Source organism: Acidobacteriota bacterium (assembly GCA_020853395.1).
In the GTDB taxonomy this organism is placed as follows: Bacteria; Acidobacteriota; Vicinamibacteria; order Vicinamibacterales; family SCN-69-37; genus JADYYY01.
Genome location: JADYYY010000019.1, coordinates 125308 through 149045, shown reverse-complemented (window position 1 = coordinate 149045; position 23738 = coordinate 125308). Strand labels below are relative to the sequence as shown.

17 protein-coding genes are annotated in these 23738 nt (G+C 71.8%); 7 read left to right on the top strand and 10 right to left on the bottom strand.

What is annotated here, in order from left to right; translation table 11 throughout:
• Window positions 1–106 precede the first annotated feature (106 nt).
• Window positions 107–916 (bottom strand): molybdate ABC transporter substrate-binding protein, encoded by an 810-nt coding sequence (gene modA, locus IT184_17155; protein ID MCC7010540.1) that lies wholly within the window; start codon window positions 914–916, stop codon window positions 107–109.
• A 116-nt stretch (window positions 917–1032) separates the two neighbouring features.
• Here modA and IT184_17150 point away from each other — a divergent pair, with 116 nt between their 5' ends.
• A complete protein-coding gene (locus IT184_17150; GenBank protein MCC7010539.1) occupies window positions 1033–1569 on the top strand; it encodes a helix-turn-helix transcriptional regulator in 537 nt (178 codons plus the stop codon).
• Window positions 1570–1935: 366 nt separating this feature from the next.
• Window positions 1936–2772: a phosphoenolpyruvate hydrolase family protein gene (locus IT184_17145; GenBank protein ID MCC7010538.1), complete on the top strand. Its 837-nt coding sequence runs from the start codon at window positions 1936–1938 to the stop codon at window positions 2770–2772.
• Here IT184_17145 and IT184_17140 read toward each other — a convergent pair.
• The 5 genes from IT184_17140 to IT184_17120 are packed head-to-tail and all read right to left on the bottom strand — an operon-like array spanning window position 2764 to window position 7789.
• Complete coding sequence (locus IT184_17140) at window positions 2764–3801, bottom strand: NAD(P)H-quinone oxidoreductase (GenBank protein ID MCC7010537.1); 1038 nt, start codon at window positions 3799–3801, stop codon at window positions 2764–2766. The two genes, IT184_17145 and IT184_17140, sit on opposite strands and share 9 nt — an antisense overlap.
• 5 nt (window positions 3802–3806) lie before the next feature.
• Window positions 3807–4652 (bottom strand): RnfABCDGE type electron transport complex subunit D, encoded by an 846-nt coding sequence (locus tag IT184_17135; GenBank protein MCC7010536.1) that lies wholly within the window; start codon window positions 4650–4652, stop codon window positions 3807–3809.
• Complete coding sequence (locus IT184_17130; protein MCC7010535.1) at window positions 4645–5589, bottom strand: FAD:protein FMN transferase; 945 nt, start codon at window positions 5587–5589, stop codon at window positions 4645–4647. The genes IT184_17135 and IT184_17130 overlap by 8 nt, the downstream gene beginning before the upstream one ends.
• Window positions 5586–6488, bottom strand: coding sequence for a hypothetical protein (locus IT184_17125; GenBank protein MCC7010534.1), 903 nt, complete (start codon window positions 6486–6488; stop codon window positions 5586–5588). The genes IT184_17130 and IT184_17125 overlap by 4 nt, the downstream gene beginning before the upstream one ends.
• Before the next feature lie 35 nt (window positions 6489–6523).
• Window positions 6524–7789, bottom strand: coding sequence for an aminotransferase class I/II-fold pyridoxal phosphate-dependent enzyme (locus IT184_17120; protein MCC7010533.1), 1266 nt, complete (start codon window positions 7787–7789; stop codon window positions 6524–6526).
• Between the two features lie 167 nt (window positions 7790–7956).
• Between IT184_17120 and IT184_17115 the strand changes: the two genes are divergently transcribed.
• The gene (locus tag IT184_17115; GenBank protein MCC7010532.1) at window positions 7957–10302 is read left to right on the top strand and encodes a fused MFS/spermidine synthase; all 2346 of its coding nucleotides are present in this window, start codon (window positions 7957–7959) and stop codon (window positions 10300–10302) included.
• Between the two features lie 206 nt (window positions 10303–10508).
• Window positions 10509–11699, top strand: a complete 1191-nt coding sequence (locus IT184_17110) for a Gfo/Idh/MocA family oxidoreductase (GenBank protein MCC7010531.1) — start codon at window positions 10509–10511, stop codon at window positions 11697–11699.
• Window positions 11700–11779: 80 nt separating this feature from the next.
• On the opposite strand, the gene IT184_17105 is transcribed toward IT184_17110, so the two are convergent.
• Window positions 11780–13162: an MATE family efflux transporter gene (locus IT184_17105; GenBank protein MCC7010530.1), complete on the bottom strand. Its 1383-nt coding sequence runs from the start codon at window positions 13160–13162 to the stop codon at window positions 11780–11782.
• A gap of 65 nt (window positions 13163–13227) precedes the next feature.
• On the opposite strand from IT184_17105, the gene IT184_17100 reads away from it, so the two are divergent.
• The gene (locus tag IT184_17100) at window positions 13228–14469 is read left to right on the top strand and encodes a beta-glucosidase (GenBank protein ID MCC7010529.1); all 1242 of its coding nucleotides are present in this window, start codon (window positions 13228–13230) and stop codon (window positions 14467–14469) included.
• Window positions 14470–14773: 304 nt separating this feature from the next.
• Window positions 14774–15484 (top strand): hypothetical protein, encoded by a 711-nt coding sequence (locus IT184_17095; protein ID MCC7010528.1) that lies wholly within the window; start codon window positions 14774–14776, stop codon window positions 15482–15484.
• Between the two features lie 430 nt (window positions 15485–15914).
• Here IT184_17095 and IT184_17090 read toward each other — a convergent pair whose 3' ends face one another.
• The 3 genes from IT184_17090 to IT184_17080 all read right to left on the bottom strand — a co-directional run bounded on the left by IT184_17090 (window position 15915) and on the right by IT184_17080 (window position 20617).
• Complete coding sequence (locus IT184_17090) at window positions 15915–16859, bottom strand: VTT domain-containing protein (GenBank protein ID MCC7010527.1); 945 nt, start codon at window positions 16857–16859, stop codon at window positions 15915–15917.
• A gap of 86 nt (window positions 16860–16945) precedes the next feature.
• Window positions 16946–19762: a PAS domain S-box protein gene (locus tag IT184_17085; protein MCC7010526.1), complete on the bottom strand. Its 2817-nt coding sequence runs from the start codon at window positions 19760–19762 to the stop codon at window positions 16946–16948.
• A gap of 252 nt (window positions 19763–20014) precedes the next feature.
• Complete coding sequence (locus IT184_17080) at window positions 20015–20617, bottom strand: hypothetical protein (GenBank protein ID MCC7010525.1); 603 nt, start codon at window positions 20615–20617, stop codon at window positions 20015–20017.
• A gap of 168 nt (window positions 20618–20785) precedes the next feature.
• Here IT184_17080 and IT184_17075 point away from each other — a divergent pair, with 168 nt between their 5' ends.
• Window positions 20786–23674, top strand: a complete 2889-nt coding sequence (locus IT184_17075) for a PQQ-dependent sugar dehydrogenase (protein MCC7010524.1) — start codon at window positions 20786–20788, stop codon at window positions 23672–23674.
• The last annotated feature ends 64 nt before the right edge of the window (window positions 23675–23738 follow it).

The following is a 23738-nucleotide window of genomic DNA, read 5'->3' as shown; positions in this document are numbered from 1 at the left end:
CGAGTCCCGGGTCCCGGGTTCGCAGGGTCCTGGGTCTCCCGGTCCTGGGTCCTGGGTCCCGGGTCCTGGGTCCCGGGTCCTGAGCCCAAGTCGTAAACCGCAAGCCCTATTCGGTCCGCGTACCTTGGTGCTCGGGATCGACGATCGTGAAGCCGTGGCGAAGGAAGACGGCGATGGCGTCGGCGGAGTGGAGGTAGTCGAGGACGCGGGCGCTGTGGGGCGATGCGGTCACGGTGAGGGCGGCCGGGTAGACGATGGGCGGGTGGGTGCCGGCCGGGAAGACGTCGACGATCGCGACGCGCGGTTCGGCGATCGCGTCGGTACGGTACACGATGCCGAGCGGCGCTTCGCCGCGGGCGACGAAGAGCAGCGCCGCGCGCACGTTGTCGGCCGGCGCGAGCCGATCGGCTACGTCCTGCCACACGCCCAGGCGCGTCAGCGCCGCGCGAGCGTATCTTCCGGCCGGCACGGTGTCGGGATCCGCGACGGCCAGCCGGCCGCCGGCGAGCGCCGCGGCGATCGGCGCGCCAGCCGTGAGCGTCAGCGAGATCGGCCGGGCCGCCGGCGCGATGAGGACGAGCGCATTGCCCACGAGATCGACGCGCGACCCGGCCTGAATCCGCCCGTGCGCCGCCGCATCGTCCATCCAGGCCTGATCGGCGGAGATGAAGAGATCCGCCGGCGCGCCGTGCTCGATCTGCCGGGCGAGCACCGAGCTGGCGGCGTAGGACGGGTGCACGTCGACGCCGATGTCGCGGGCGATCCGCGGCGCGAGATCGTCGAGCACCGATTGCAGGGAGGCGGCGGCGAAGACGGTCGCGGACGGACGCGGCCGATCGGCCGGCGCCCTGCCGGCGCAGCCGACGGACACGATGGCGACGACCGCCGCCGCCAGCGAGAGCACGCCGGCGGCGATCCACGTCGGGCCGACTCGACGACGGGTCGAGACCACGTCGTCGAGGGTAGCCCGCACCGAATCGTCGATCAAAACGTACGAAATCGCCGCGAATCGGATCGCGCTATATTGGGCGCATGACACGACGCCTCGCCCCGAGTGCCCACGACCTGCCAGCCGTGCCGGCAGATCGCAGTTCCCTCCTGACCGCGAGCACGGCCGCCGAGCGGCTCGGCGTGAGCTACTCGACGCTCAAGCAATGGATCTACCAGGGCGGCATCCGCACCGTGCGCACGCGCGGCGGCCACCACCGGGTGCCGGTCTCGGAGGTCGAGCGCCTCCTGGCCGGCCAGGGCCGGCTGCCCGATCACCGGCGCGCCCCGGCGCGATCGGCCGCGGCACCGTCGGTGATCGCGTTGAGCACGCGCAACCAACTGCGCGGCGTCATCGAGGAAGTGCGGAGCGACGGCCTGCTCGCGCAGGTGCGCCTCCGCATCGGCAGCGAGATCTTGACGGCCGTCATCACGCGCGACGCGGTCGCTGCCCTCGGCCTGCGGCGCGGCCAGCCCGCGATCGCGCTGATCAAGGCGACCGAGGTGATGATCGGCTGCGAACCGACAACCAAAGGGCAAAGGGCAGAGGGTAAAGGGCAAAGGAAAGAGGGGAGAAGGTAAAAGGGGGGGGGAGGGGGCGGGCCAACGGTGGCCGATCGGACGGCAACGAAGAGGCCGATCCGCCAAGAGCGGCACTCGCGGCGCCACCTTTGCCCTGCGCCAGAGCATCGGGAAACGGCACATTCGCGTGTGGCGCTGTGCCCGTGGCGGAACGTGGGCTGCCGTGTTCGACGTACAGCGTCTCGCTCCGAGTGCTCACGACAGGCCCGCGATTTCCGGCACGTCGCGACCGAGCCGGCGGCTTGGGCCGCGGTTCCTCGAGATCCGCGTCGGTCGCCCCGCCGCACACGGCGCCCGCATGACCCTGACGCGCGTGCGGCCACGCGTGACGTCGCGCGGCGGCACACGACGTAGAATGTCGGCCCTATGAGCGTTCGCCGTTCCGACGTCGTCGCCAGGCTGCGCGAGCAGGTGGCCCGTGGGGTGCCGATCATCGGCGCCGGAGCCGGCACCGGCCTGTCGGGCAAGACCGCCGAAGCGGGCGGTGCGGACCTGATCGTGATCTACAACTCCGGCCGGTTCCGCATGGCCGGGCACGGCTCGCTCTCCGGCCTCATGCCCTACGGCGACGCCAACGCCATCGTCATGGAGATGGCGCGCGAGGTGCTGCCGGTCGTCAGGCAGATCCCCGTGCTCGCCGGCGTGTGCGGCACGGATCCGTTCCGCCTGATGCCGGTGTTCCTCGAGGAGGTGAAGCGCGCGGGGTTCGCCGGCGTGCAGAACTTCCCGACCGTCGGGCTCATCGACGGCGTCTTCCGCGAGAACCTCGAGGAGACGGGGATGAGCTACGCGAAGGAAGTCGAGATGATCGCGCTCGCGCGCCGGATGGATCTGCTGACCACGCCGTACGTGTTCAACGATCAGGACGCCATCGCGATGGCGCGCGCCGGCGCCGACGTCCTCGTGGCGCACATGGGGCTCACGACCAAGGGCATGATCGGCGCGAAGACGGCGCTCACGCTCGACGAGTGCGTCGATCGCATCCAGCGGATCCGCGACGCGGCGGTCGCCACGCGCCCGGACGCGCTCGTCATCTGTCACGGCGGGCCGATCAGCGAGCCGGAGGATTTCGAGTACATCCTGGGCCGCACGCGCGGCATCGCCGGCTTCTACGGCGCGAGCAGCATGGAGCGGCTGCCGGTGGAGGTCGCCATCACGGAGCGCGTCGCCGAGTTCAAGAAGACGTCGCTCGGGTCAGCGTAGCAGGACGACCTTCCCGATCGCGTCCCCGCTCTCCAGCCGGCGATGGGCGTCGGCCGCGTCCGCGAGCGGATAGGTACGGTCGATCACGGGCCGCACGCGGCCAACCTCGACGAGCGGCCAGATCTCGCGTTCGACCGCGGCCGCGATGGCGCCCTTCTCCGCGGGCGTGCGCGGGCGCAGCGTCGATCCGGTGAGCGTGAGCCGCCGCCGCATGATCGTGAAGAGCGGCACGGCCGCGACCACACCGCCCATCACCGCGATCTGCACCAGCCGCCCGTCCATCGCGAGACAGCTCAGGTTGCGTGGCGTGTAGTCGCCGCCGACGATGTCCAGCACGACGTCCACGCCGCGCCCGCCGGTGGCATCGGCGACGGCGGCCACGAAGTCCTCGGAGCGGTAGTTCACCACGCGCGCCGCGCCGAGGCGCTCGCACGCGCGGCACTTCGCGTCAGTCCCGGCCGTCGCGATCACCGACGCGCCGCGCGCCACGGCCATCTGGATCGCGGTCGTGCCGATGCCGCCCGCGCCGCCGTGCACGAGCAGCCGCTCGCCCGGGCGCAGCCGCCCGAGCTCGAAGACGTTCGTCCACACGGTGAAGTACGTCTCCGGCATCGCGGCCGCCTCGATCGTCGACAGGCCAGCCGGGATCGGCAGGCACTGCACCGCCGGCGCCGCGACGAGCTCGGCATAGCCGCCTCCAGCGACGAGCGCCATCACCACGTCACCCACCTGCCATTCGCGACGCGGCCGATCGCCGGCGCTCGCCGCGCCCGCCGCAGTGCCCTCCGCCTCCGCGTCCACCTCGGACGATCCGATCGCGACGATGCGGCCGGCGACTTCGAGACCGGGGATGTCGGTGACGCCGGGCGGCGGCGGATACCGGCCCTCGCGCTGCATCAGGTCGGGCCGGTTCACGCCGGCGGCGTGAACGTCGATCAAGACCTCGCCGGGACCGGGATGCGGATCCGGGCGCTCGACCGGCACCAGCACCTCGGGGCCGCCGGCGCCGGCGATCTCGATTGCCCGCATGCGTGCTACGCGATGACGGCCGTGCCGGCCGCCGCGTCGTGCGCGCGCCGGGGATGGCGATGCTGGCGCTCCCGGCCCCGGTGCGCGCGCCAGCGGCGCCACGTCTCCCACACGTTGCCGACGAGCACGCCAGCCAGGAGGTAGTACACGACGCCGAGCGCTTCGAAGAAGACGACGCTCGTCACGGCGACGAGCACGCCGCAGATCACCTGGTGCCGGTACTTCGTGGGCGACGTCGGCGGATCGGTGAGGATGAAGAACGCGAAGTACAGCACGGCCTGCACGTCCGGCGTGCGGTAGATCTCGGCGACCCATCGCGGGTCGCCGGCGAACGCCATGCCGGTGAAGAGCCCGTAGTAGGCGCCGAGGAACGCGAGGACCATCGGCATCTTGTTGACGCGGTCCGTGATGAAGAGGCCGGCCACGAAGAGCAGGATCAGGAACGGCGGCGCCACGTCGGGCAGCGCGCCCCACCAACTGTGCCCGGTGTCGAACAGGTAGAACGTCGCGACCATCGCGAGCGCGGCCGGATTGAACACGTTGGCCGTGCGATAGCGACACACGTACTTGGAGACGATCGCGAGCACGGCCGTCGCGGCGGTGACGTGCCATGGCTCGCGCGAGCTGAGCACCATCGCGACGATCAGCGCCGTGAGGACGGCGCCGCTCGGGAACGCCCAGCCGCCGTCGCGAACGCGGAGGATGGCGGCGTCGAGCAGGCCGGCGAGCACGACGGCCGCGGCGAGCCCGGGCACGACGACGGCGAGGCCTTCGTGCGGGGCCGCGATCGCGACGAGCCCGACGAGCACGATGAGCAGCAGCCCCTTGGGCGTCCGGAAGAACTTACGCATGGCGATCGAATCCTGCGGTGACGTGACGCGTGAGATCGGAGGCGACGATGAGCCCGTCGACGCCGTGGCGTTCGAGCAGGGCGATCCCGCCGGCGGGGCCGAGCACGAACGCTGCGGTCGCGAGCGCGTCGGCCGCCAGCGCCGTCGGCGCGATCGTCGTCGCGCTGACGGCCGCGAGCGCGGTGCGGCGCGTGCGGCCGTCCACGACGTGGTGACCCTCGGAGCCGCCGGGCCGCTCGTAGTCGCCCGACGTGCACACGGCCGCGTTCGACACGCGCACGACGCCGAGCAGGTCGTCGTGCCGCGGGTGCCGGATGCCGACCGACCACGGGCGGCCGTCGGGACCGTGGCCGGCGACGAACACGTCGCCGCCCGCGTCGATCGCGAAGTGTTCGAACGCCTCGAGCTCGCGCGCGGCCATGTCGATCGCGAGCCCTTTCGCCACGGCGCCGAGGTCCAGCAGGAGCGGCCGCTCGAGCCGCACCGTGCCGCGCCCGGCGCCGAGCGTCACGTCGCGGTACGTCGCCCCCGCCGCGTCGACCGTCGTCGGCGCGGCGGTGCGCGTCCGGTAGTCGGTGTCGAAGCCGCGTTGTTCCAGATCGCGGCCGACGGTCGGATCGAACGCGCCGTCGGTCTCGGCGGCGACGGCGACGGCGAACTCGACAGCGGCGAAGAGCATCGGGCTGACCGCGACGGCCTCGCCCACGCGCGCGGTCAGCGCACGCAGCTCGCTCGCCGGATCGAACCGGCTGCAGCGGCGCTCGACCTCGACGAACCAGGAGAACGCCGCGTCGAGGGCCGCCTCGCGGCCGCGTCCGCTCGGGTCGCGCGCCGGCCCGTGATGGGCGATCCGCATCGTGACGATCGTGCCCATCGCCACGCCGGCGCGGGTCGTCGAATCGAGGGCGCGATCGTGGCTCAGCGGCGCCGCGCTCACTTCGCTTTCAGGAGCGCGTCGAGCACGGCGTAGTAGAACGCGTCGGTGCTCTGCGTCGCGCCCGACACGTAGTCGACGGCCGGGCTCTGGCGCTGCACGACCTGCGGCACGACCGGATCCAGCCAGTTGCAGGTGTAGCGCGTCCAGCACTGCGAGATGCGCGCCGACGTGATGCGGCCGCCGGCGATCACCACCTCGGCCTGGACGTCGCCGTGCCGGCAGGTGCCCCAGCCGGTGTAGGTGCCGTCCTTCAGGCCCGGTGCCTGCGGCTTCGGCGCCGGAGCCGCGGGCGTCTCGATGGCCGCCGCGGCCGGCACCGGTGCTGCCGATGCCGTCGACGTCGTCCCGCCGGTCTCGTGGCTATCGGACGTGCCCGAGGGAACGTGAACGTCCGGAGCGGGCGCCGCGTCCGCCGGCACGGTGGCAGTGGCCGGCACCGCTGCGGTCGCGGCCGTCTTCGCCTGCGCCGCGGCCACGCGCGCTTCACCTGGCGCCCCGCCCTGACCCTGGGCCGGCGCCGTTACCGTCTCAACCGCACCCGGCGCCGCGGCAGGGGCCGCGGCGGAAGGCGCCGGCGCCGATTTCGAGGGATCGTCTGTCGGCAGAGCGGCCGCAGGCTGCGGGGAGGGCGCCGCGGAGGGCGCCGGGCCCATGGACGCCGCCCGCCCGCGGCCGAACTCCGCCTCGCCGGGCATGGACCGGCGGGCGCTCGCGTCCGCGATCCGATCCGCCGAGGCTTTCGTGCGCGCGAACCCGGCCGCGTACACGCTCAGGACCGCCGCCGAGCTCAGCGCCACGAGCCCCGACGACATCCGCGCCGGCCGCGCCTTCGTCGTCTTCTTCGGACCGCCAGGGCTGGGTGGCGCGGGCGAACGATCGGGCGGGCGGCGGGTCGGCATCAGCGATTCCTCACGGCAATACGACGGCGGCGCGGTCAGCGTGTCGGATAGGGAGTCTGCAGCCTGAATCTCGGGTTCTTCGCCAGATAGGCGGCCACGCGGTCGGTCCGCGACAGGGCTGCCGGAAGGAAGGCGAGCGCCTGCTGCAGCCGCTCGTTCGGCTCCGCGCAACTGAACCGCAGGAACCCGGCGCCGGCATCGCCGAAACACTCGCCGCCCAGGCACGCCACGCCGAAGCGGTCGTCCGCGCCCTCGAGCAGGTAGAGCGCCAACCCATGGCTCGTGATGCCGAGCCGATTGCAGATCGGCGCCACGTTCGGGAACACGTAGAACGTCGCCGTCGGATCCAGCGTGCGGATGCCGTCGATCCGGTTCAGCCCTTCGGTGAGCAGCACGACCTTCTCGCGGAACCGCTGCATGTCGCGGTCGCGCGCGGCCGCGTCCTGCCCGAGCGCCGCCGCGCCGGCGAGCTGCACGATCGGCGGCACGCACGACAGGCACGTGTTGATCATCTTCGCGATCGCCTCGGCGATCCGGGCCGATGAGACGGCGAATCCGAGGCGCCAGCCGCTCATGCTGTAGGACTTGCTGAACGTGTACGCGGCAACGCACTGCTCCAGCATGTCGGGCTGCTCGAGCAGCGACCGGTGCCGCCCTTTCCAGACCATGTGGCAGTAGGGCTCGTCGCTGAACACGGCGACGTTCGTGCCGCGGACGACGTCCGCGATGCGGCGCAGATCGTCCTCGGTCGCGACGCCGCCGGTCGGGTTGTGCGGGGAGTTCAGGAAGATCGCCTTCGGGGACGGATCCTCCCGGAGGAAGCGCTCGATCGCGCCGACGTCGGGCCGGAACTCCTGTTCCTGTCGCAGCGGGACGAACACGGCGCGCGCCTGCCGGCGCTCGATGTTGGGCACGAACGTCGGGAAGTGCGGGCTGAACACGAGCGCGCCGTCGCCGGCGTCGAGAAACGCCTCGCAGAAGAACTGCTGGAAGATCTTGGCGCCCGGTCCCGCCACCACGTGCTCCGCCGCGGCAGGAATGCCGAACTCCTCGCGCACGAACCGGGCGGCCGCCTCCCTGAACGCCGGCAGGCCGGGCGACGGGCAGTAGTGCGACTGGTTCTCCTCGATCGCCTGCGTGCCGGCGGCCTTGGCCGACGGCGTGCTCTCGAACGGGCTGTCGCCGATTTCCAGCTCGACGACATCCTTGCCCTGCGCCTTCAGGGACCGAGCGACGGCGAGCACGGTGAACGCGGTCTCGACGTTGAGGTGCTTCGCGAACTCGCTGAGCGTGGCTGACACGACGGTCCTTTCGACGGACGTTCCGGCGCCCCGATCCGGCAGGATCGCGAGGCGCTCGCGGCGACAGGTAATCTTACCCGGGAGCGCTGGCGCGTCGTTGTCCGGCCATCGCCGCGGCGCTCGCGCGCCGCCCTGTAGAATTCACTCCTCCGAGGTCATGCCTACACGTGTCCTCCGTTGACCGCCGGCCCGCGCCACACGGCACGGCATTCGTGCTCGGCCTCTACACGCTGACGATCTTCCTCAGCGCCGCGCTGCTCTTTCTCGTGCAGCCGATGTTCGCGCGCATGGTGCTGCCGCGGCTCGGCGGCTCGCCGGCCGTGTGGAACACGGCGGTCGTCTTCTACCAGGCCGCGCTGCTCGCCGGCTACGCGTACGCCTACTTCTCGAGCCGCGCGCTCTCGCCGCGCGCGCAGGTGCTCGTCCACTTCCTGCTGCTCGCCATCCCCTTCGCGGTGCTGCCGCTCGGCATCCCCGACGCCTGGACGCCGAATCCCGATCACCCCGCGGCGTCGCTGCTCGCCGTGCTCGCCGTCGCCGTCGGCCTGCCGTTCGTGGTCGTCTCGACGACGGCGCCGCTGCTGCAGCGATGGTTCTCGGCGAGCGGGCATCCGCACGGCCGCGACCCGTACTTCCTGTACGCGTCCAGCAACGCCGGCAGCCTGCTCGCGCTGCTCGGCTACCCCGTGGCGATGGAGCGCTGGCTCCCGCTCGGAGAGCAGGCCCGCTGGTGGACGTTCGGCTACGCCGCCTTCGTCGTCCTCTGCGCCGGCTGCGGCGTGCTGATTCTGAAAGCGCGCGGCGCGAACATGGGCGGCGCACCGGACGCGTCGCCGGCGGTCGTGCCCGACGATCCGCCGGCCGGCCGCCCGGCGCTCGCGCGTCAGATGCGCTGGCTGGCGCTCGCCGCCGTGCCGGTCAGCCTGATGCTCAGCGTCACGACGTACCTCACGACGGACCTGTCCGCGGTGCCGCTGCTCTGGGTCATCCCGCTCGCCGTGTACCTCGTGACGTTCGTGCTCACGTTCGCGCGACGGCCGCCCGTGCCGCCGCGAGCCGTGTCGGCCGTGGTGCCGTTCGTGCTCGCCGGCCTGATGTTCCTCATCGCGGCGAAGGAGGAGTCGACGGACTGGTGGCTCGTGGCGTCGCACGTGGCGGCGTTCTTCGTGATCGCGCTGGCGTGCCACGGCCGGCTGGCCTCGCTGCGGCCGGGGCCGGGCGAGCTGACGCGCTTCTATTTGATCGTGTCGCTCGGCGGCGCGCTCGGCGGCATGTTCAACGCGCTCGCGGCGCCGCTGCTCTTCGAGCACGTCTACGAGTACCCGCTCAGCCTGATCCTCGCCGCCGCGCTCTTGATGCCTGCGAAGCCCGCGGCAGCGCCGGAGAAGGGCACGCCGCGCCGCGAGGGGCGGGCGGTGCCGAAGGCGGACGGTCGCGGGCGCTCGAAGGACGTGCCGGCGGCACCAGCCACGGCATCGCGGCGTGGATGGATCGATCTCGTCGTGCCGGCCGCCGCCGGCGCGGTCTCGGCGATCGTCGTGCTCACGCTCCAGGCACCGGACCATCCGTCGAGCTGGCTCGCGCGCGGCCTGATGTTCGGCGCGCCGCTCGCCGCGGGCCTGGCGTTCGGGCGGCGCCGCGCGGCGTTCGCGCTCACGCTCGGCGCGGTGTTCGCCGCGAGCACGCTCTACGGCGCCGGCCGCGGCACGCTGCTGCTCGTCGACCGCACCTTCTACGGCATCAACCGGGTGGTGCTCCAGCCGTCGGGCCGCTACCGCGTGCTCGGCCACGGCAACACGACGCACGGCGCGCAGAGCCTCGACCCGGCGCGCGAGCGCGAGCCGCTCACCTACTTCCATCCGAACGGGCCGCTCGGCCAGATCTTCGCCGTGTTCAACACGGCCCATCCGCAGGGCCGGGTCGGCGTCGTCGGGCTCGGCACGGGGTCGATCGCGTGCTATCGAACGCCGGCGCAGCGGTGGACGTTCTACGAGCTCGACCCGGCGGTCGTCGAGATCGCGCGCGACACGGGGTTGTTCACGTTCCTGCGCCTCTGCGCGCCGGATGCGCGCATCGTCACCGGCGACGCGCGGCTGTCGCTGCAATCGGCCGCGGCGGGCGAGTACGACCTGCTCGTGCTCGACGCCTACAGCTCGGATGCGATCCCGATCCACCTCATCACGCGCGAGGCGATCGCGCTCTACATGGAGAAGCTCGCGCCGGGCGGCCTGCTCGCGTTCAACATCAGCAACCGCCATCTCGATCTCGGCCGCGTGCTCGCCGGCATCTCCGCCGAGCTGGGGCTCGCCTACCGCAAGAAGGACGACCTGCACATCGATCCGCGGCTGGCGGGCCGCGGGATGATGCCGTCGCAGTGGGCGGTGATCGCCCGCGACGCCGGTGCCGTCGGCGCGATCGCCGACGATGCCACGTGGACGACGCCCGCGGCGGATCCGCTCGCGCCGGTGTGGACCGACGACTTCAACAACCTGCTGAGCGTGTTTCGCTGGTGAGGAGGGCGGTACTATGTGCAGGTGCCGCCGGCGATGGGCCGGGGGCCGCTGCCGGCCGCCGGCGAGCTCGTCGCCGCGATCGGCGATCGTCATCGACGGAACGTCGCGAGACCTGACGTCGCATCGGCACGCCCCGGAGCAGCACCGCGGCGCGGTCGAGCGCCGGCGGCGTCGGCTCGCGGGCGTTCCGGCATCAGGAGCGCGCGATGCGGACATCCTCCCCAGACCGCACCCGCCGGCCGAGACTCGGCGTCTTCGGCGTGGGCCGCATGGGACTGGTACATGTAGAGACGCTCATCCGGCTCGCCTGCGAGCGGCGGATCGAGTTCGTGGCCATCGGCGACCGCCGTGAGGCGTCGCGCACCGAGACCGCCGAACGCGTCGCGGTCCTCGACCGCAGCATCAGCGGCGATCTGAAGACGTACTCGCAGCCGGAGGACATGGCCGAGGGCGGGCTCGACGCCGCGATCGTCGCGTCGCGCACCGAGGACCACGCGCGCGACGCGCTCGCGTTCACCTCGCGCGGCATCCCCGTGCTCGTCGAGAAGCCGCTCGCCGGATCGATCGCGGAGGCGGCCGCCTTCTGCGCCGCGCTCGGGCCGAGCGGCGACTCGCTCGTGCAGGTCGGCTTCCAGCGCGGCTACGACGCGGCCACGCGCGCCGCGTCCCGATGGGTCGCCGAGGGGCTCATCGGCGACCTGCAGCAGACGTCGCACGTGCTGCAGGACAAGAACCCCACGCCTGCCGGCTACCAGAGCTGCGGGATCACCGCCGACATGGCGATCCACCTGGTCTACGAGGCCATGAGCTTCCGCGGCTTCACGCTGCCGCGCCGCGTCCAGGCCATCCAGTTCCTCGCGCCGCACTACGAGGATCGCGCGGGCGAGGGGGCCAACATCGTGCACGCCTTCTGCACCTGGGACGACGGCTCGCTCGCGCACCTCTGGGGGTCGCGCATCAACCGCACCGGCTACGACAACCGCTTCACGCTCGTCGGCACGCGCGGCCGGATCGACGTCGGCGAGTTCGTCGGCGATTTCGGCATCGTCCACGCCAACCTGTGGTGCGGCGCAGACGACGGGCCGGTGCCGCGCGGGATGCTGCTCGAGGCGCTCGACTTCCCGATGACGCGGCCCAACTCGCACCAGCCCGACTTCTACGCGCGCTTCGCCCGCGCCTACGAGCAGGAAGTGCGCGCGTTCGCCGCCAACGTCGCGGCCGGCCAGCCGCTCGAGCCGAGCCTCGAGATCGGGTGGAAGACGCTCCTCGTCGCCAACCTCGCGGAAGCGAGCTCGCGGCGCGGCGGCCAGGTGTTCGACCTCGGCGACCATCGCGGCACTCCCGTGGCGACGGCGGCAGACGCCGCGCGCTACGCGGCGGAGCTGGGCGTGGACTGACGGACCATCGGACCCGGAACTCCGGACCATCGGACCCGGGACCCAGGACCATCGGACCCGGGACCCAGGACCCGGGACCGTCACGTGATCTCGACCTGGATTCCGCGCCAGCGCTGGCTGCGGAAGATCGCGATGCTGAGCAGGCAGCGCGTGATGTGGCCGAGGACGATCGCGAGCCAGATGCGGCCCGGCTCGAGCGCCCCCGTCATCTGCCACCACTGGCAGAGCCCGAGCGGGACGACGATCTGCGACACGATCGAGACGTACAGCGGGCTGCGCGTGTCGCCGGTGCCCTGGAGCGCGCCCGTGACGGAGAGGGCGACCGTGATGAACAGGCCGGAGACGGCGAGGTACCGCAGCAGTTGCCGGCCGATCGAGAGCACGGCCGGCTCGGTCATGCCGAACACGCCGAGCAGCATCGTCGGCGCGAGCAGGAACAGCGCGCCGACGACCGCGGCCAGCATCAGCCCGATGCGCGAGGCCACCGACACGCCCTCGATCACCCGCTCGGGCCGGCCCGCGCCGAGGTTCTGCCCGGCGATCGTCGCCGCGGCGCCCATGAGCCCGACCGACGTCCAGGTGATCAGCGAGAACAGCTCCGTGTAGCCGACCGCGTAGGCGGCCTGCGCCGCGGCGCTCTCCTCGAGCGATCCGATGAACCGGAGCAGCAGCACGCCCGCGACGTTCATCGCGATGCCCTGCACGCCGGTCGGCAGGCCGAAGCGGAAGAGCGCGCGGATGATCGACGGATCGGGCGCACGGCGCATGCCGGGATCGAAGTGGATCACCGAGTCGGGACGCCGCATGCGCCACACGCCGAACGCCGAGACGAGCGAGCTGCTGGCGATCGTGCCGAACGCGGCGCCGACCGTGCCGAACATCGGGATCAGCACGAGGTTGAACGCGACGGTGAGCACCGTCATCATCACGCCGAGCCGCAGCGGCGTCTGCGAGTCGCCGGCCGATCGGAACGCGCCGCTCAGCATGAAGAACATCATCATGCCCATCATGCCGAGCAGCATCGTGCGCAGGAACGGCATGGCCTCGGCGCGCACGGCTGGCGCCGCGTTGACGAGGTCGAGCAGGCTCGGCGCGGCGATCCATCCGAACACGGCGAGCAGCACCGACAGGCCGGCCGCCGTGAGGAACGCCTGGTAGACGACGCGGTTCACCTTTTCGGGCTCGTCGGCGCCGGCGAAGCGCGCGACGAGCACGCCCATGCCGCTGAACACCGAGCTGCCGAACACGATGACGACGAGGACGATCTGCCAACTGACGCCGATGGCCGCGTTGCCGACGTAGCCGACGAAGTGCCCGACCATGACGTGGTCGATGATGCCCTGCAGCCCCGCGATGATGTTCTGGAGCATCGTCGGCCAGGCGATCTTCCACACGGCCTTGCCAATCGGGCCTTCCACGAGCGAGCGATCGAAGGGCCTCGTCCGGACGGGTCGGGTACTCACGCGCGTCAGAGAAGGTCGAGTGTACCCGCAAACCGCGTCGGGCGGCCGCGGAGGGGACTGCCATAATGGAGAGGACCCGCCCGCACGCGGTCATGCAGACGAAGCGCCCGTCACATCCCCCTCTCTTCAACTCGTTCTGGATCGCCGGCTTCGAGTCGGCGTGTCACGTGAACCGCGCCGGCACCCGGCTCGACATGCTCGAGGCGACGCAGCACGATCGGTTCGTCTCGGAGGACTACGCGCGCCTGCGGTCGGTAGGGATCGCGACCGCCCGCGACACGGCGCGCTGGCACCGGATCGAGGTCGAGGCCGGGCGGTACGACTTCAGCTCGCTGGAGCCGTACGCGGCGGCCGCGCGCGCGCACGGCATCCAGGTGATCTGGGACCTGCTGCACTACGGCTGGCCGGACGGCCTCGACCTCTTCGCGCCGGCGTTCGTCGATCGCTTCGCGCGCTTCGCGGCCGCGACGGCGCGCCATCTCCGTGAACGGACCACGGGGCCGCTCTTCGTGACGCCGATCAACGAGCTGTCGTTCTTCGCGTGGGCGGCCGGCGCGGTGGGGTGGTTCAGGCCGTTCCTCCACGGCCGCGGCGACGACGTGAAGCGTCAACTGGTGCGCGCGTGGATCGCGTCGGTCGATGCGATCCGCGAGGTGGACCCGCGCGCGCGCATCGTCTCCGTGGAACCGCTCATCCACACCGTGCCGCCGCGGGGCAAGCCCGACCACGGCGGCCGCGCCGCCGGCCAGCGGAACAGCCAGTGGGAGGCGTGGGACATGATCGCGGGACGCGTCGCGCCCGATCTCGGCGGCCACGATCGGTACCTCGACGTCGTGGGCGTGAACGTCTACCACGACAACCAGTGGGAGGTGCCGGGCGGCCGGAAGATCCACTGGCACGTCCATCCGCGCGATCCGCGGTGGATGCCGTTTCACGCGCTCGTCGAAGAGGCCCATCAGCGTTGTCGGAGGCCGATCTTCGTCGGCGAGACCAGCCACGTCGGCGTCGGACGCGCCGAGTGGCTGCGCGAGCTGACCGACGAGATCGTCCTCGCGATCGAGCGCGGCGTGCCGCTCGAGGGCGTGTGCCTGTACCCGATCGTCGACCGGTTCGAATGGGACGACCCGTCGCACTGGCACAACAGCGGCCTCTGGGACTTCGTCCACGAGCCCGACGGCAGCTACCGGCGCGTGATCAACGAGCCGTATGCCGCCGAGCTGATCCGATCGCAGCTCCGCCTCGCGTCGATGGGACTTGGATCGGTGCCGACGCCGCCCGAGGCGGCACAGCTTTCGATTCCGCTTTGATGGGAACGGCGCCGCAGCGCCGACACGCCGCACGCCACGCCGCGCCACGCCGCCGCGGCTTTGACACGACACGTCGCCGCAGCCACGCCGCCGCGGCTTGACAGCGAGCTCTCGCGCCACTGCAGTCCGCTGCAATCGACAAACCGAACCTCACGCACTGCCGACGGGTAGTCACAGGGAGGCGCAGCATGGTCGTTCCTTTCCGAACGGTGCGGAACTGCCGCCTGTCTGTGCTCGCGCTCGTCGCCGCCTGCAGCGCGACTGCTCACGCGCAGGATCCTGTCTACGACGTCGTCTCGCGCGCATGAGCACGAGCTTCCGCTGTCGGCTCGTCCTCGTCGTGTCGATCGGGCTCTTGTCGACCGCCTCCGATGCGCTGGCCCAGAACGACGACCTCCGGGGCGGGTCGCCTCAGCGCGCCATCGCGTTCCTCCGCGCGAATCTCGCCGAAGTCGAAGGCGCGATGTACGCGTACTCGACGTGGGAACCGCTGGATCCGCTGGGCCGATTCCAGCAGCGTTCGGTGCTCGTCCTGCAGCCGGCGCGGCGCAAGGGGTTCCTGATTCAACTGTTTCGCATCTGCGAGCAGTGTCCGGCGTTTCTCACCGGCCTGCTCGAGGAAGTGGCGGTGGAGAACACGACGGTGCGCCTGGTGCGATCGGTCGATCCGGCCATCGAGGCACGAACCGCGTGCCTCGGCCGGGGGCCCTTCGAGTCCACCCAGACGTTCGACGTCGTCGTTCGCGGCGACGAGGCACGCGCGGTGAACTGCGCGGCGCCCCGGGAAGTGCCGCCGGAGGGCCCGAACGTCGTGGTGGGCATTCGGGTGCTGCACAACGGCGAGGAGAAGGCGCCGCCGGAGGAGATCGTCATCACCTCCGGCGAGCGGTCGCTGCGCCTGCCGGTTCGGAACGGCATCTGGGAGGTGCCACGAGAGGTGGCGGCCGTGGAACGGTTCACGCTCGAGGCCGATGTCGACGACAGTCACGTCAGGATGCCCAACCTGTTCGGTTGAATGTTGACGTGGCCGAGCTGGACGATCCGGTTGGCCGAACGTGTGAGCCTCCAGGATTACTCGTGGGGAGACGCGCCGAATGCCAACATCGCGGCTTCCTGCATCCGGGTGATCGAGTCGCCGGTCGCGGATCCGGGCCGTGTGAGGTTCGTCGAGAACTGCCGGACTCCGAAACGGTGACGTGTCCGCTGCCCAAGCCGGCGATCGGGTTGGCGTCTCCGAGCCGACCTGAGCGCGCGAACTGCGAGAACTGTCCGGCCGACGAGTTCGAGCCTAACGACAGAACGAACGGACCTGACGATCGAGCGCGACCGGAGTCATTGACGATGGCACAGCGTCCCGCGCGCGTGAGCATGACGTCCGGCTTGGCACCTGAGACGATTCAGAGCTCACACCTCACGTCGATCCAGGAACGCCCGCGCCCTGATCCCTACGCGGCGTTCAGGACGCGGTCGTCGACGGCGACGCGCGGCGCGATCGGCGCGACCGGGAACCCGTGCGCCCGCCACGCGACGAGGCCGCCCTCGAGCGGCACGACGCGCCGGAAGCCGCGCGCCCGCAGCCGCAGCGCCTCGGCCGCGCTCGTCGCCTCGTCGGGACAGGAGCAATAGAGCACGATGACGCCGTCGCGCGAGAGCTCCGCCTCGCGCGACGGCAGCTCTTCGGCCGGGATCGGCCGCGCTCCGGGGATGCCGTCGGGATCGCTCTCGACCGCGATCGGATGCCGGAGGTCGACGACCGTCACGGGCTCGCCCGCGTCGAGCTTCCGCCGCAGTTCCGCGACGGGCATGCGCGGGGTCGCCAGCGCACGCGCGGCACGACGCCGCCGCACGGACCTCCACAGCGCGTAGGCGCCAAGCGCCGCCGCGGCTGCCGCCACGATCCGCCATCGCCGCCCCGGCGCGCCGACGATCTCCATGACCGAATCGGACGCGAGGTAGCCGACGACGACGTACGTCGAGCTCCAGAGGGCGACGCCGGACACGTCGAACGCGACGAACCGGCGCGGGCGCATGCCGAACGCGCCGGCCAGCGGCAGCGCCACCGTGCTCAGGCCGGGCACGAACTTGGAGACGACGAGCGCGCGCGCGCCGTACCGCGCGAAGAGCTGCTCGACGCGCCGCACGCACGTGTTCGGCTCGCCGGCCAGCCGGCACACGCGCCGGACGAGCGATCCGCCGCGATGGCGCCCCAGCACGAACCAGAGCCAGTCGCCGGCGGCCACGCCGATCACGAGCGCGACGACCGCCCCGCCCACGCGCAGCTCACCGCCGGCCGCGAGGACGCCCGTGCCGACGAGGAGCGGAACGATCGGCACGAACAGCAGCGCCTGTCCCGCGAAGGCGCTCATCGAGAGCATCAGGTAGGCGACCACGCGTCCACTCGCTACTGCAACTCATGTGCCTCTCGCAGCGTTGCCGGCCCGTGCGCGACCGGCGCGCGCGGACGTGGCGCGCGCGATCACCGCGGGCGGCGGCTTCTCTGCTGGGACTCGACGACGCCGCGGAAGCTGGCCACGGCGGCGAGCAGTTCGGCCGCTTCGACCGGCTTGGCCAGGTGGCCCTGGAATCCCGCCCGCAGCGCCCGCATCCGATCCTCGGTCCGCGCGTAGGCAGTGAGGGCGATGGCGGGCAGGCTGCTGGCGTCGCCGGCGTCGCCGCGCCGGATGCGGCGGATGAGATCGTAGCCGTCGATCTCCGGCAGGCCGATGTCGCTCACGAGCAGATCGGGCCGCGTGAGGCGGAAGATCTCGAGCGCCTCGGCGGCCGACTTGGCCAGGAGCACGACGGCATCGTGCGCCTCGAGCAGCCGGCTGAGGTACTCGCGCGTGTCCGGCTCGTCCTCGACGACGAGAATCCGCATCCCGCCGAGCGACATGCCGTCGTCGACCGCCAGGAGCGGCGACGCGTCGTCTTCGGCCGGCGTGGCGACGACGGCCGTGCTCGTCGGCAGCAGGACGGTGAAGGTCGAGCCCCTGCCTTCGCCGGCGCTCTCGGCGCGGACCGTGCCGCCGTGCAGGTCCACGAGGTGCTTGACGATCGCGAGGCCCAGCCCGAGGCCGCCGAACCGCCGCGTGATCGATCGATCGGCCTGGTGGAAGCGGTCGAAGATGTACGGCAGGGTTTCCGGCCGCATGCCCGCGCCGCTGTCCGAGACGACGATCTCCGCCTTGCCGGGCCGCGCGCGGAGCGCGATCGACACCGTGCCGCCGGCGGGCGTGAACTTGACGGCGTTGGACACGAGGTTCCAGACGATCTGCTGCAGCCGTGCCGAGTCGCCCGCCACCGAGCCGGCGTTCGGGTCGAGCTCGCGCCGGATCCGCACGTCCTTCGCGTCGGCCTCGCGCTGGATGGTCTCGATCGCGTCGTTGATGATCGGCTCGAGCTCCACCCGCTGGATCTCGAGCTGGAGCTTGCCCGCGACGATCCGGCTGATGTCGAGCAGGTCGGAGATGAGCTGCGCCTGGATGCGCGTGTTGCGCGCCACGACCTCGAGCCCTTTGTCGATGACGGCGCGATCCTGGCCGCTCTGCATCATGAGCTGCGTCCAGCCGAGGATCGCGTTGAGCGGCGTGCGCAGCTCGTGCGAGACCATCGCGACGAAGTCGTCCTTCACCCGGCTGGCGCGCTCGGCCTCGCCGCGCGCCGTCCGCTCGGCCTCGAGCAGGCGCTCGCGCTCGACGGACGCCGCGGCCCGCTCGACGTCCAGGCGATGGCGCTCGGTGATGTCGCGGAACACGAGCACGACGCCGGTGACGCGCCCGTCGGGATCGCGGATCGGCGCGCCGCTGTCGTCGATCGGCCGCTCGGTGCCGTCAGCCGCGATGAGCAGCGTGTGGTTCGCGAGCCCGACCACCTTCCCTTCCTCCAGCACGCGGTCCACCGGGCTCTCCACCTGCCGGCGCGACTGCTCGTTCACGATCCGGAAGATGTCGCGACACTCCCGGCCGGCGGCCGCCGTGGCCGGCCAGCCGGTCAGCTCCTCCGCGACGGCGTTCATGAACACGATGCGGCCGCGGTCGTCGGTCGCGATGACGGCGTCGCCGATGCTCCGCAGCGTCGTCTCCAGCCACTCGCGCTGCTCGGCGAGCCTCGCCTCGGCGCGCCGCTCCTCGGTCACGTCGCGGAACACGAACACGACGCCGAGCCGTTCGCCTTCGGGCGTCGCGATCGGCGCCGCGCTGTGCGCGATCGGACTCGAGGTCCCGCGCCGGCCGAGCAGCAGCGCGTGGTTGCCGCCGACCGTCGTGCCGATGCGCAACACCTGCTCGACCGGGCTCGCGATCGGCCGCCGCGTCTTCTCGTCGACGATGCGGACCACCTCGTCGATCGGCCGCCCGGCGGCCTCCGCCATCGGCCACTGGCTGATCCGTTCGGCCATCGCGTTGAGGTACGTGACGCGGCCCTCGGGATCGGTCGCGATGACGGCGTCGCCGATGCTGCCGAGCGTCGTGCGGAACCAGGCCTGCTGCGCGGCCAGATCGGCCGCGACGCGCTTCTGCGCCGTGATGTCGCGCGCGACCTTCGACACGCCGATGATCGCGCCCGTGAAGTCGCGCACGGGCGAGACGCTGAGCGAGATGTCGATCAGGCTGCCGTCCTTGCGCACCCGCACCGTCTCGAAGTGATCGATCGATTCGCCGCGGCGCATCCGCGCGAGGATGTCGTCCTCCTCGAACTGCCGCTCGGCCGGGATGAGGATGCGGACCGGACGGCCGACGAGCTCCGCCGCGGTGTAGCCGAAGAGCCGTTCCGCGCTCGCGTTGCAGGACTGGATGATGCCGTTCAAATCCTTCGCGATGATCGCGTCGTCGGACGATTCGACGATGGCCGCGAGGTAGGCCTGCGCGCGGCCGGCCTGCATCTGATCGGTGATGTCCACGCACGAGCCGGTGAAGCCCGCGAACGCTCCCTCGGCGTCGACGAACGGCGTGCCCTGATCGAGCAGCCAGCGGTAGACGCCATCGTGGCGGCGGATGCGGTACTGGAGATCGAAGGGCGCGCGCGCGGCGACCGCGTCGCCGTACGTCCGCAGGACGCGGACGATGTCGTCGGGGTGGACGTGCTCGGTCCAGCCCTCGCCGACCTCCTGGTCCATGCGCCGGTCCACGAACGCGAGCCACTGCTGGTTGAACCAGGTGCAGCGGCCGTCGGGGCCGCTGATCCAGATGAGCGCCGGCAGCGCGTCCGCCAACTGGCGGAAGCCGGCATCGGCGTCATCCGGCCGCGCGCGCCGTGCGCCGGCAGGCACGGCGTCGTTCTCCGTCCGATGATTCATGCGGCCCGTGACCCCATGGCGCACCGCTCACCGTCCCGGCCGCTGTCGGGTGCGCACCTCGACGATGAACAGCACATAGGAACCGTTGCCGCGTCGCGGCAACTGCAGAACGTACGCGGGGAGTCGGCCCATTCTACCGTGGATGCCGGGCGGGCGCGCGGCATCCGGTTTCGCGCGGCGGAGGACGTCGCGCGGGTCCCGAGAGGCTCGGACATCGCACGCGTGGCCGCGGCCGAAGCCGCGGCGCGTGCGTCAGACGGTCGGCGCCTGGAAGACACCCCCGTCCTGCTCGTGAAGCCGGTCCAGGTACTTGCGGGCGCGGTCGGCGTCCTGCAGCCAGAGCGACCAGAACGCGAACATCGCCGGCCCGGACATGACGTTGACGCCCAGACGCTCGAGAAGGGCGAGCGCATCGGCATCGACCGGATCGGGACGATCGGTCGGCCGGCGCTCGGCGTCGCTCGTCGCCACCAGCACGACGCGATCGTTGTGGCCGGCCACTTCCTGAACGAGCTGGAACACGCGTGCGACTGCCGGGCTCTTCTTCTGGATCCTGCCGTCGGCGTCGGCGACCTCGACGAGCAGGCGGCGCCCGTGCTTCAGGCGGACGGCCACGCGCCGCGTCCCCGGCGGCGGGACGGGATCGATCTCCAGCTTCATGGCGGCGAACGCGTCGCGCACGGCGTCCTCGAGCGGGCCGCCGACTTCCCACAGCAGCCGGGCGAACCGGTCCATCTCGCGCAGCTCGCCGGCGAGCCGCTCGATCTCCGACAGCCGGGTCCGATAGCCCGGCGGCATCTGATCGACGACCCAGGCCGGCGGAGCGGCCAGCCGATCGACCGTGAGCGTACTCATGACGACGTCCTCCTGCCTGCCGCGCGCGATGAGGCGCGGCCGCGACTCGCGCGTCCGGCCGAGCGCCACACGCGACACCGGCCGCGATCGACGGGAGAATCGGCCGCCCGAGCGTGGACTGAACCCCTCCGGCGCACCTTTTTGGCGGTAGGATTCGCTCAACGCCCCATGGCTTCCATCGTCCAGACCTCCACCTGCCTCGTGGTGCTCGGCGCCGCGCTGTCTCTCTCGGCCGCCGGCGTCCTGCCCTGGACCGCGGTGCGCACGGCCGCGCAGATCGAGCGCATCGGCGCGTCGAACGACGGCGGCAAGCCGGACGACAACCGGTTCACGCCGGTTCAGCTCATCCCGCACGGCGAGCTGGACGAGCCGATGATGTTCGCGGTCCTCTCCGACGAGCGCGTGCTCGTCATCGAACGCAAGGGCGCGCTGAAGGTGTACGACCCGGCCACGCGCGCCACGTCGCTCGTCGCGACGATTCCGGTGAACACGAAGTACTACAGCCCGGCGGGCCGGGTCAGCGAAGCGGAAGAGGGCCTGATCAGCCTCGCGATCGATCCCGACTTCGATCGCAACCGGTGGGTGTACATGAAGTACGCCGATCCGCAGGCGGCCAAGCACGTGCTCGCGCGCTGGGAGCTGCGCGACGTCGAGATCGGCGGCGCGCGCACGCTGACGCTGGTCGAGTCGTCGAAGAAGATCCTGCTCGAGAACCCGGCGCAGCGCGAGCGGTGCTGCCACACGGGCGGCGGCACGGCCTGGGACGCACAGGGCAACCTCTACATCACGGTCGGCAACAACACGGGCGGCGGCATGACCGACGAGCGCCCCGGCATGCAGTCGTCCGACGACCAGGCCACGTCCGGCAACACGAACGACCTGCGCGGCAAGATCCTGCGGATCCATCCGGAGCCCGACGGCACCTACACGATTCCGCCCGGCAACCTCTTTCCGCCCGGCACGCCGGGCACGCGGCCCGAGATCTACACGATGGGCCATCGCAACCCGTGGCGCGTGTCGGTGGACAGCCGCACGGGCTACATCTACTGGGGCGAGGTCGGGCCGCCGGATCAGCGCGCCAGCGGCGGCTCCGAGCCGTGGGACGAGCTGAACCAGGCGCGCGGTCCGGGCTTCTTCGGGTTTCCGTACTTCGTCGGCGAGAACGTGCCGATCCCGGTCCGGGACTTCGTCAACACCCGGATCAAGCCCGCCCAGGATGCGGCGCGCCCGGTCAACGAGTCGGTCAACAACACGGGCCTGCGCGTGCTGCCGCCCGCGCAGCCGGCCTTCATCGCGTATTCGTACGATCCGTCCGACAAGTACCCGCTCGTCGGCTCCGGCGCGCAGAGCGCCGTCGGCGGCCCGGTCTACCACCGCGCGGACTTCAAGCCCGACGCCACGCGGTTGTTCCCGCGCTATTACGAAGGCAAGTGGCTCGCGGCCGATTTCGAGCGCGGCTGGATCATGTCGGTGCGCATGGACGATGACAGCCGGTACGTGGCGATGGAGCGCTTCCTGCCGGGCTATCGGCCGATCGGCGTCATCGACCTCAAGTTCGGCCCGGAGGGCGATCTCTACGTGCTCGACTACGGCAGCACCTGGTTCGCCAAGAGCCCGAACAGCTCGCTCGTCCGCATCGAGTACAACGGCGGCAACCGCGCGCCGATGGCGCGTGCGCAGGCCAGCGCCGCGGGCGGCGCGCCGCCGTTCCAGGTGCAGTTGTCGGCCGCCGACACGCGCGATCCCGACGGCGATCCGCTGAAGTACCAGTGGCGCGTCGCGTCGGGCGGCGACACCCCTCGCACGTTCTCGGCGCCCTCGCCGCGGGTCGCGTTCAACGCTCCCGGTCTCTACACCGCGACGCTCACCGTGACCGATTCCCACGGTGCCACCAGCACCGCCTCGCTCGACATCGTCGCCGGCAACACGCCGCCGTCGGTGAGCATCGAGGCGATGGGCGTGAACCGGACGTTCTTCGAGCCGGGCCAGCCGGTCGCCTACACGGTGACGATTGCGGATCGCGACGACGCCGCGGCGGATCCGGCGCGCGCGGCCGTGAGCGCCGACGCGGTCGCCGAGGACTTCGACCTTTCCGCGCTGATCCACGGGCAGGCGCCGGTGGACGCGTCCACGCGGTTCGCCGTTGCGAAGACGTACCTCGCGAAGACGGATTGCCTCGGCTGCCATCAGCCCGACACGCCGTCGGTCGGGCCGTCGTTCCAGATGCTGGCCAGCCGCTACCGGCCCGAGACCGCGACGATCGCCGCGCTCGCCGCGAAGGCCCGCGCCGGCGGCGCCGGTGTCTGGGGCGACACGGCGATGCCGGCGCACCCGACGCTCGCGCCAGCCGACGCGATGGCCATCGTCACCTACATGCTCCGCGCGCACGACGCGAGCTCCGCGCTGCCGCTCGCCGGCCGCGTGACGCCGGACGCGCCGCCGGGCGGCCGAGGCAAGCTCGTGCTGCGAGCGGTCTATGCGGACGCGCCGGTCCGCGGCCTGCCGTCCCGGTCCGGCGAGGCCATGACGGTGCTGCGATCCACCGTCCTCTCGCCCGCGGCGGCCGACGTCGTCAGCAACGTGAGCTTCGGGACGCGGACGTCAGGCGAAGGGCAGGCGACCCGCAACACGGCGGTGACGGCGCTGCGCAACGGCTACGTGGGGTTCAAGCGTCTCGATCTCGGCGGGGTGAGGCAACTGCGGCTCTCGACCACGACGGGCGGCGGCATGGGCGCGGCGGGCGGCACGATCGAGGTGCGGCTCGGTGGTCCGGACGGGACGCTCGTCGGCCAGGCGACGGTGGTGCCCGCCGCTCCGCGCGGACGCGGCGCTGGCGCCGGCGCGGCAGCCGCGGCCGGCGCGGCGGCACCCGCTCGAGGCGGCGTTCGCGGCGACGGCCCCGCCACCGCGAGCGTGCAGGAGATCACGGCGCCGGGACCGACGATCGATCTGACGCCGGCGACCGGCATGCAGGACGTCTACTTCGTGTTCCGCAACGACCGCGCGTCGGCGACGCAGCCGCTCTTCGCGGTATCGGCCATCAGAGTGGTGTTCTGAACGCACGTCGCGCGCGGCCGCCACGAGGCGCGCGGGCGGCGTAGAGACGTGCGCGTCGGACGAC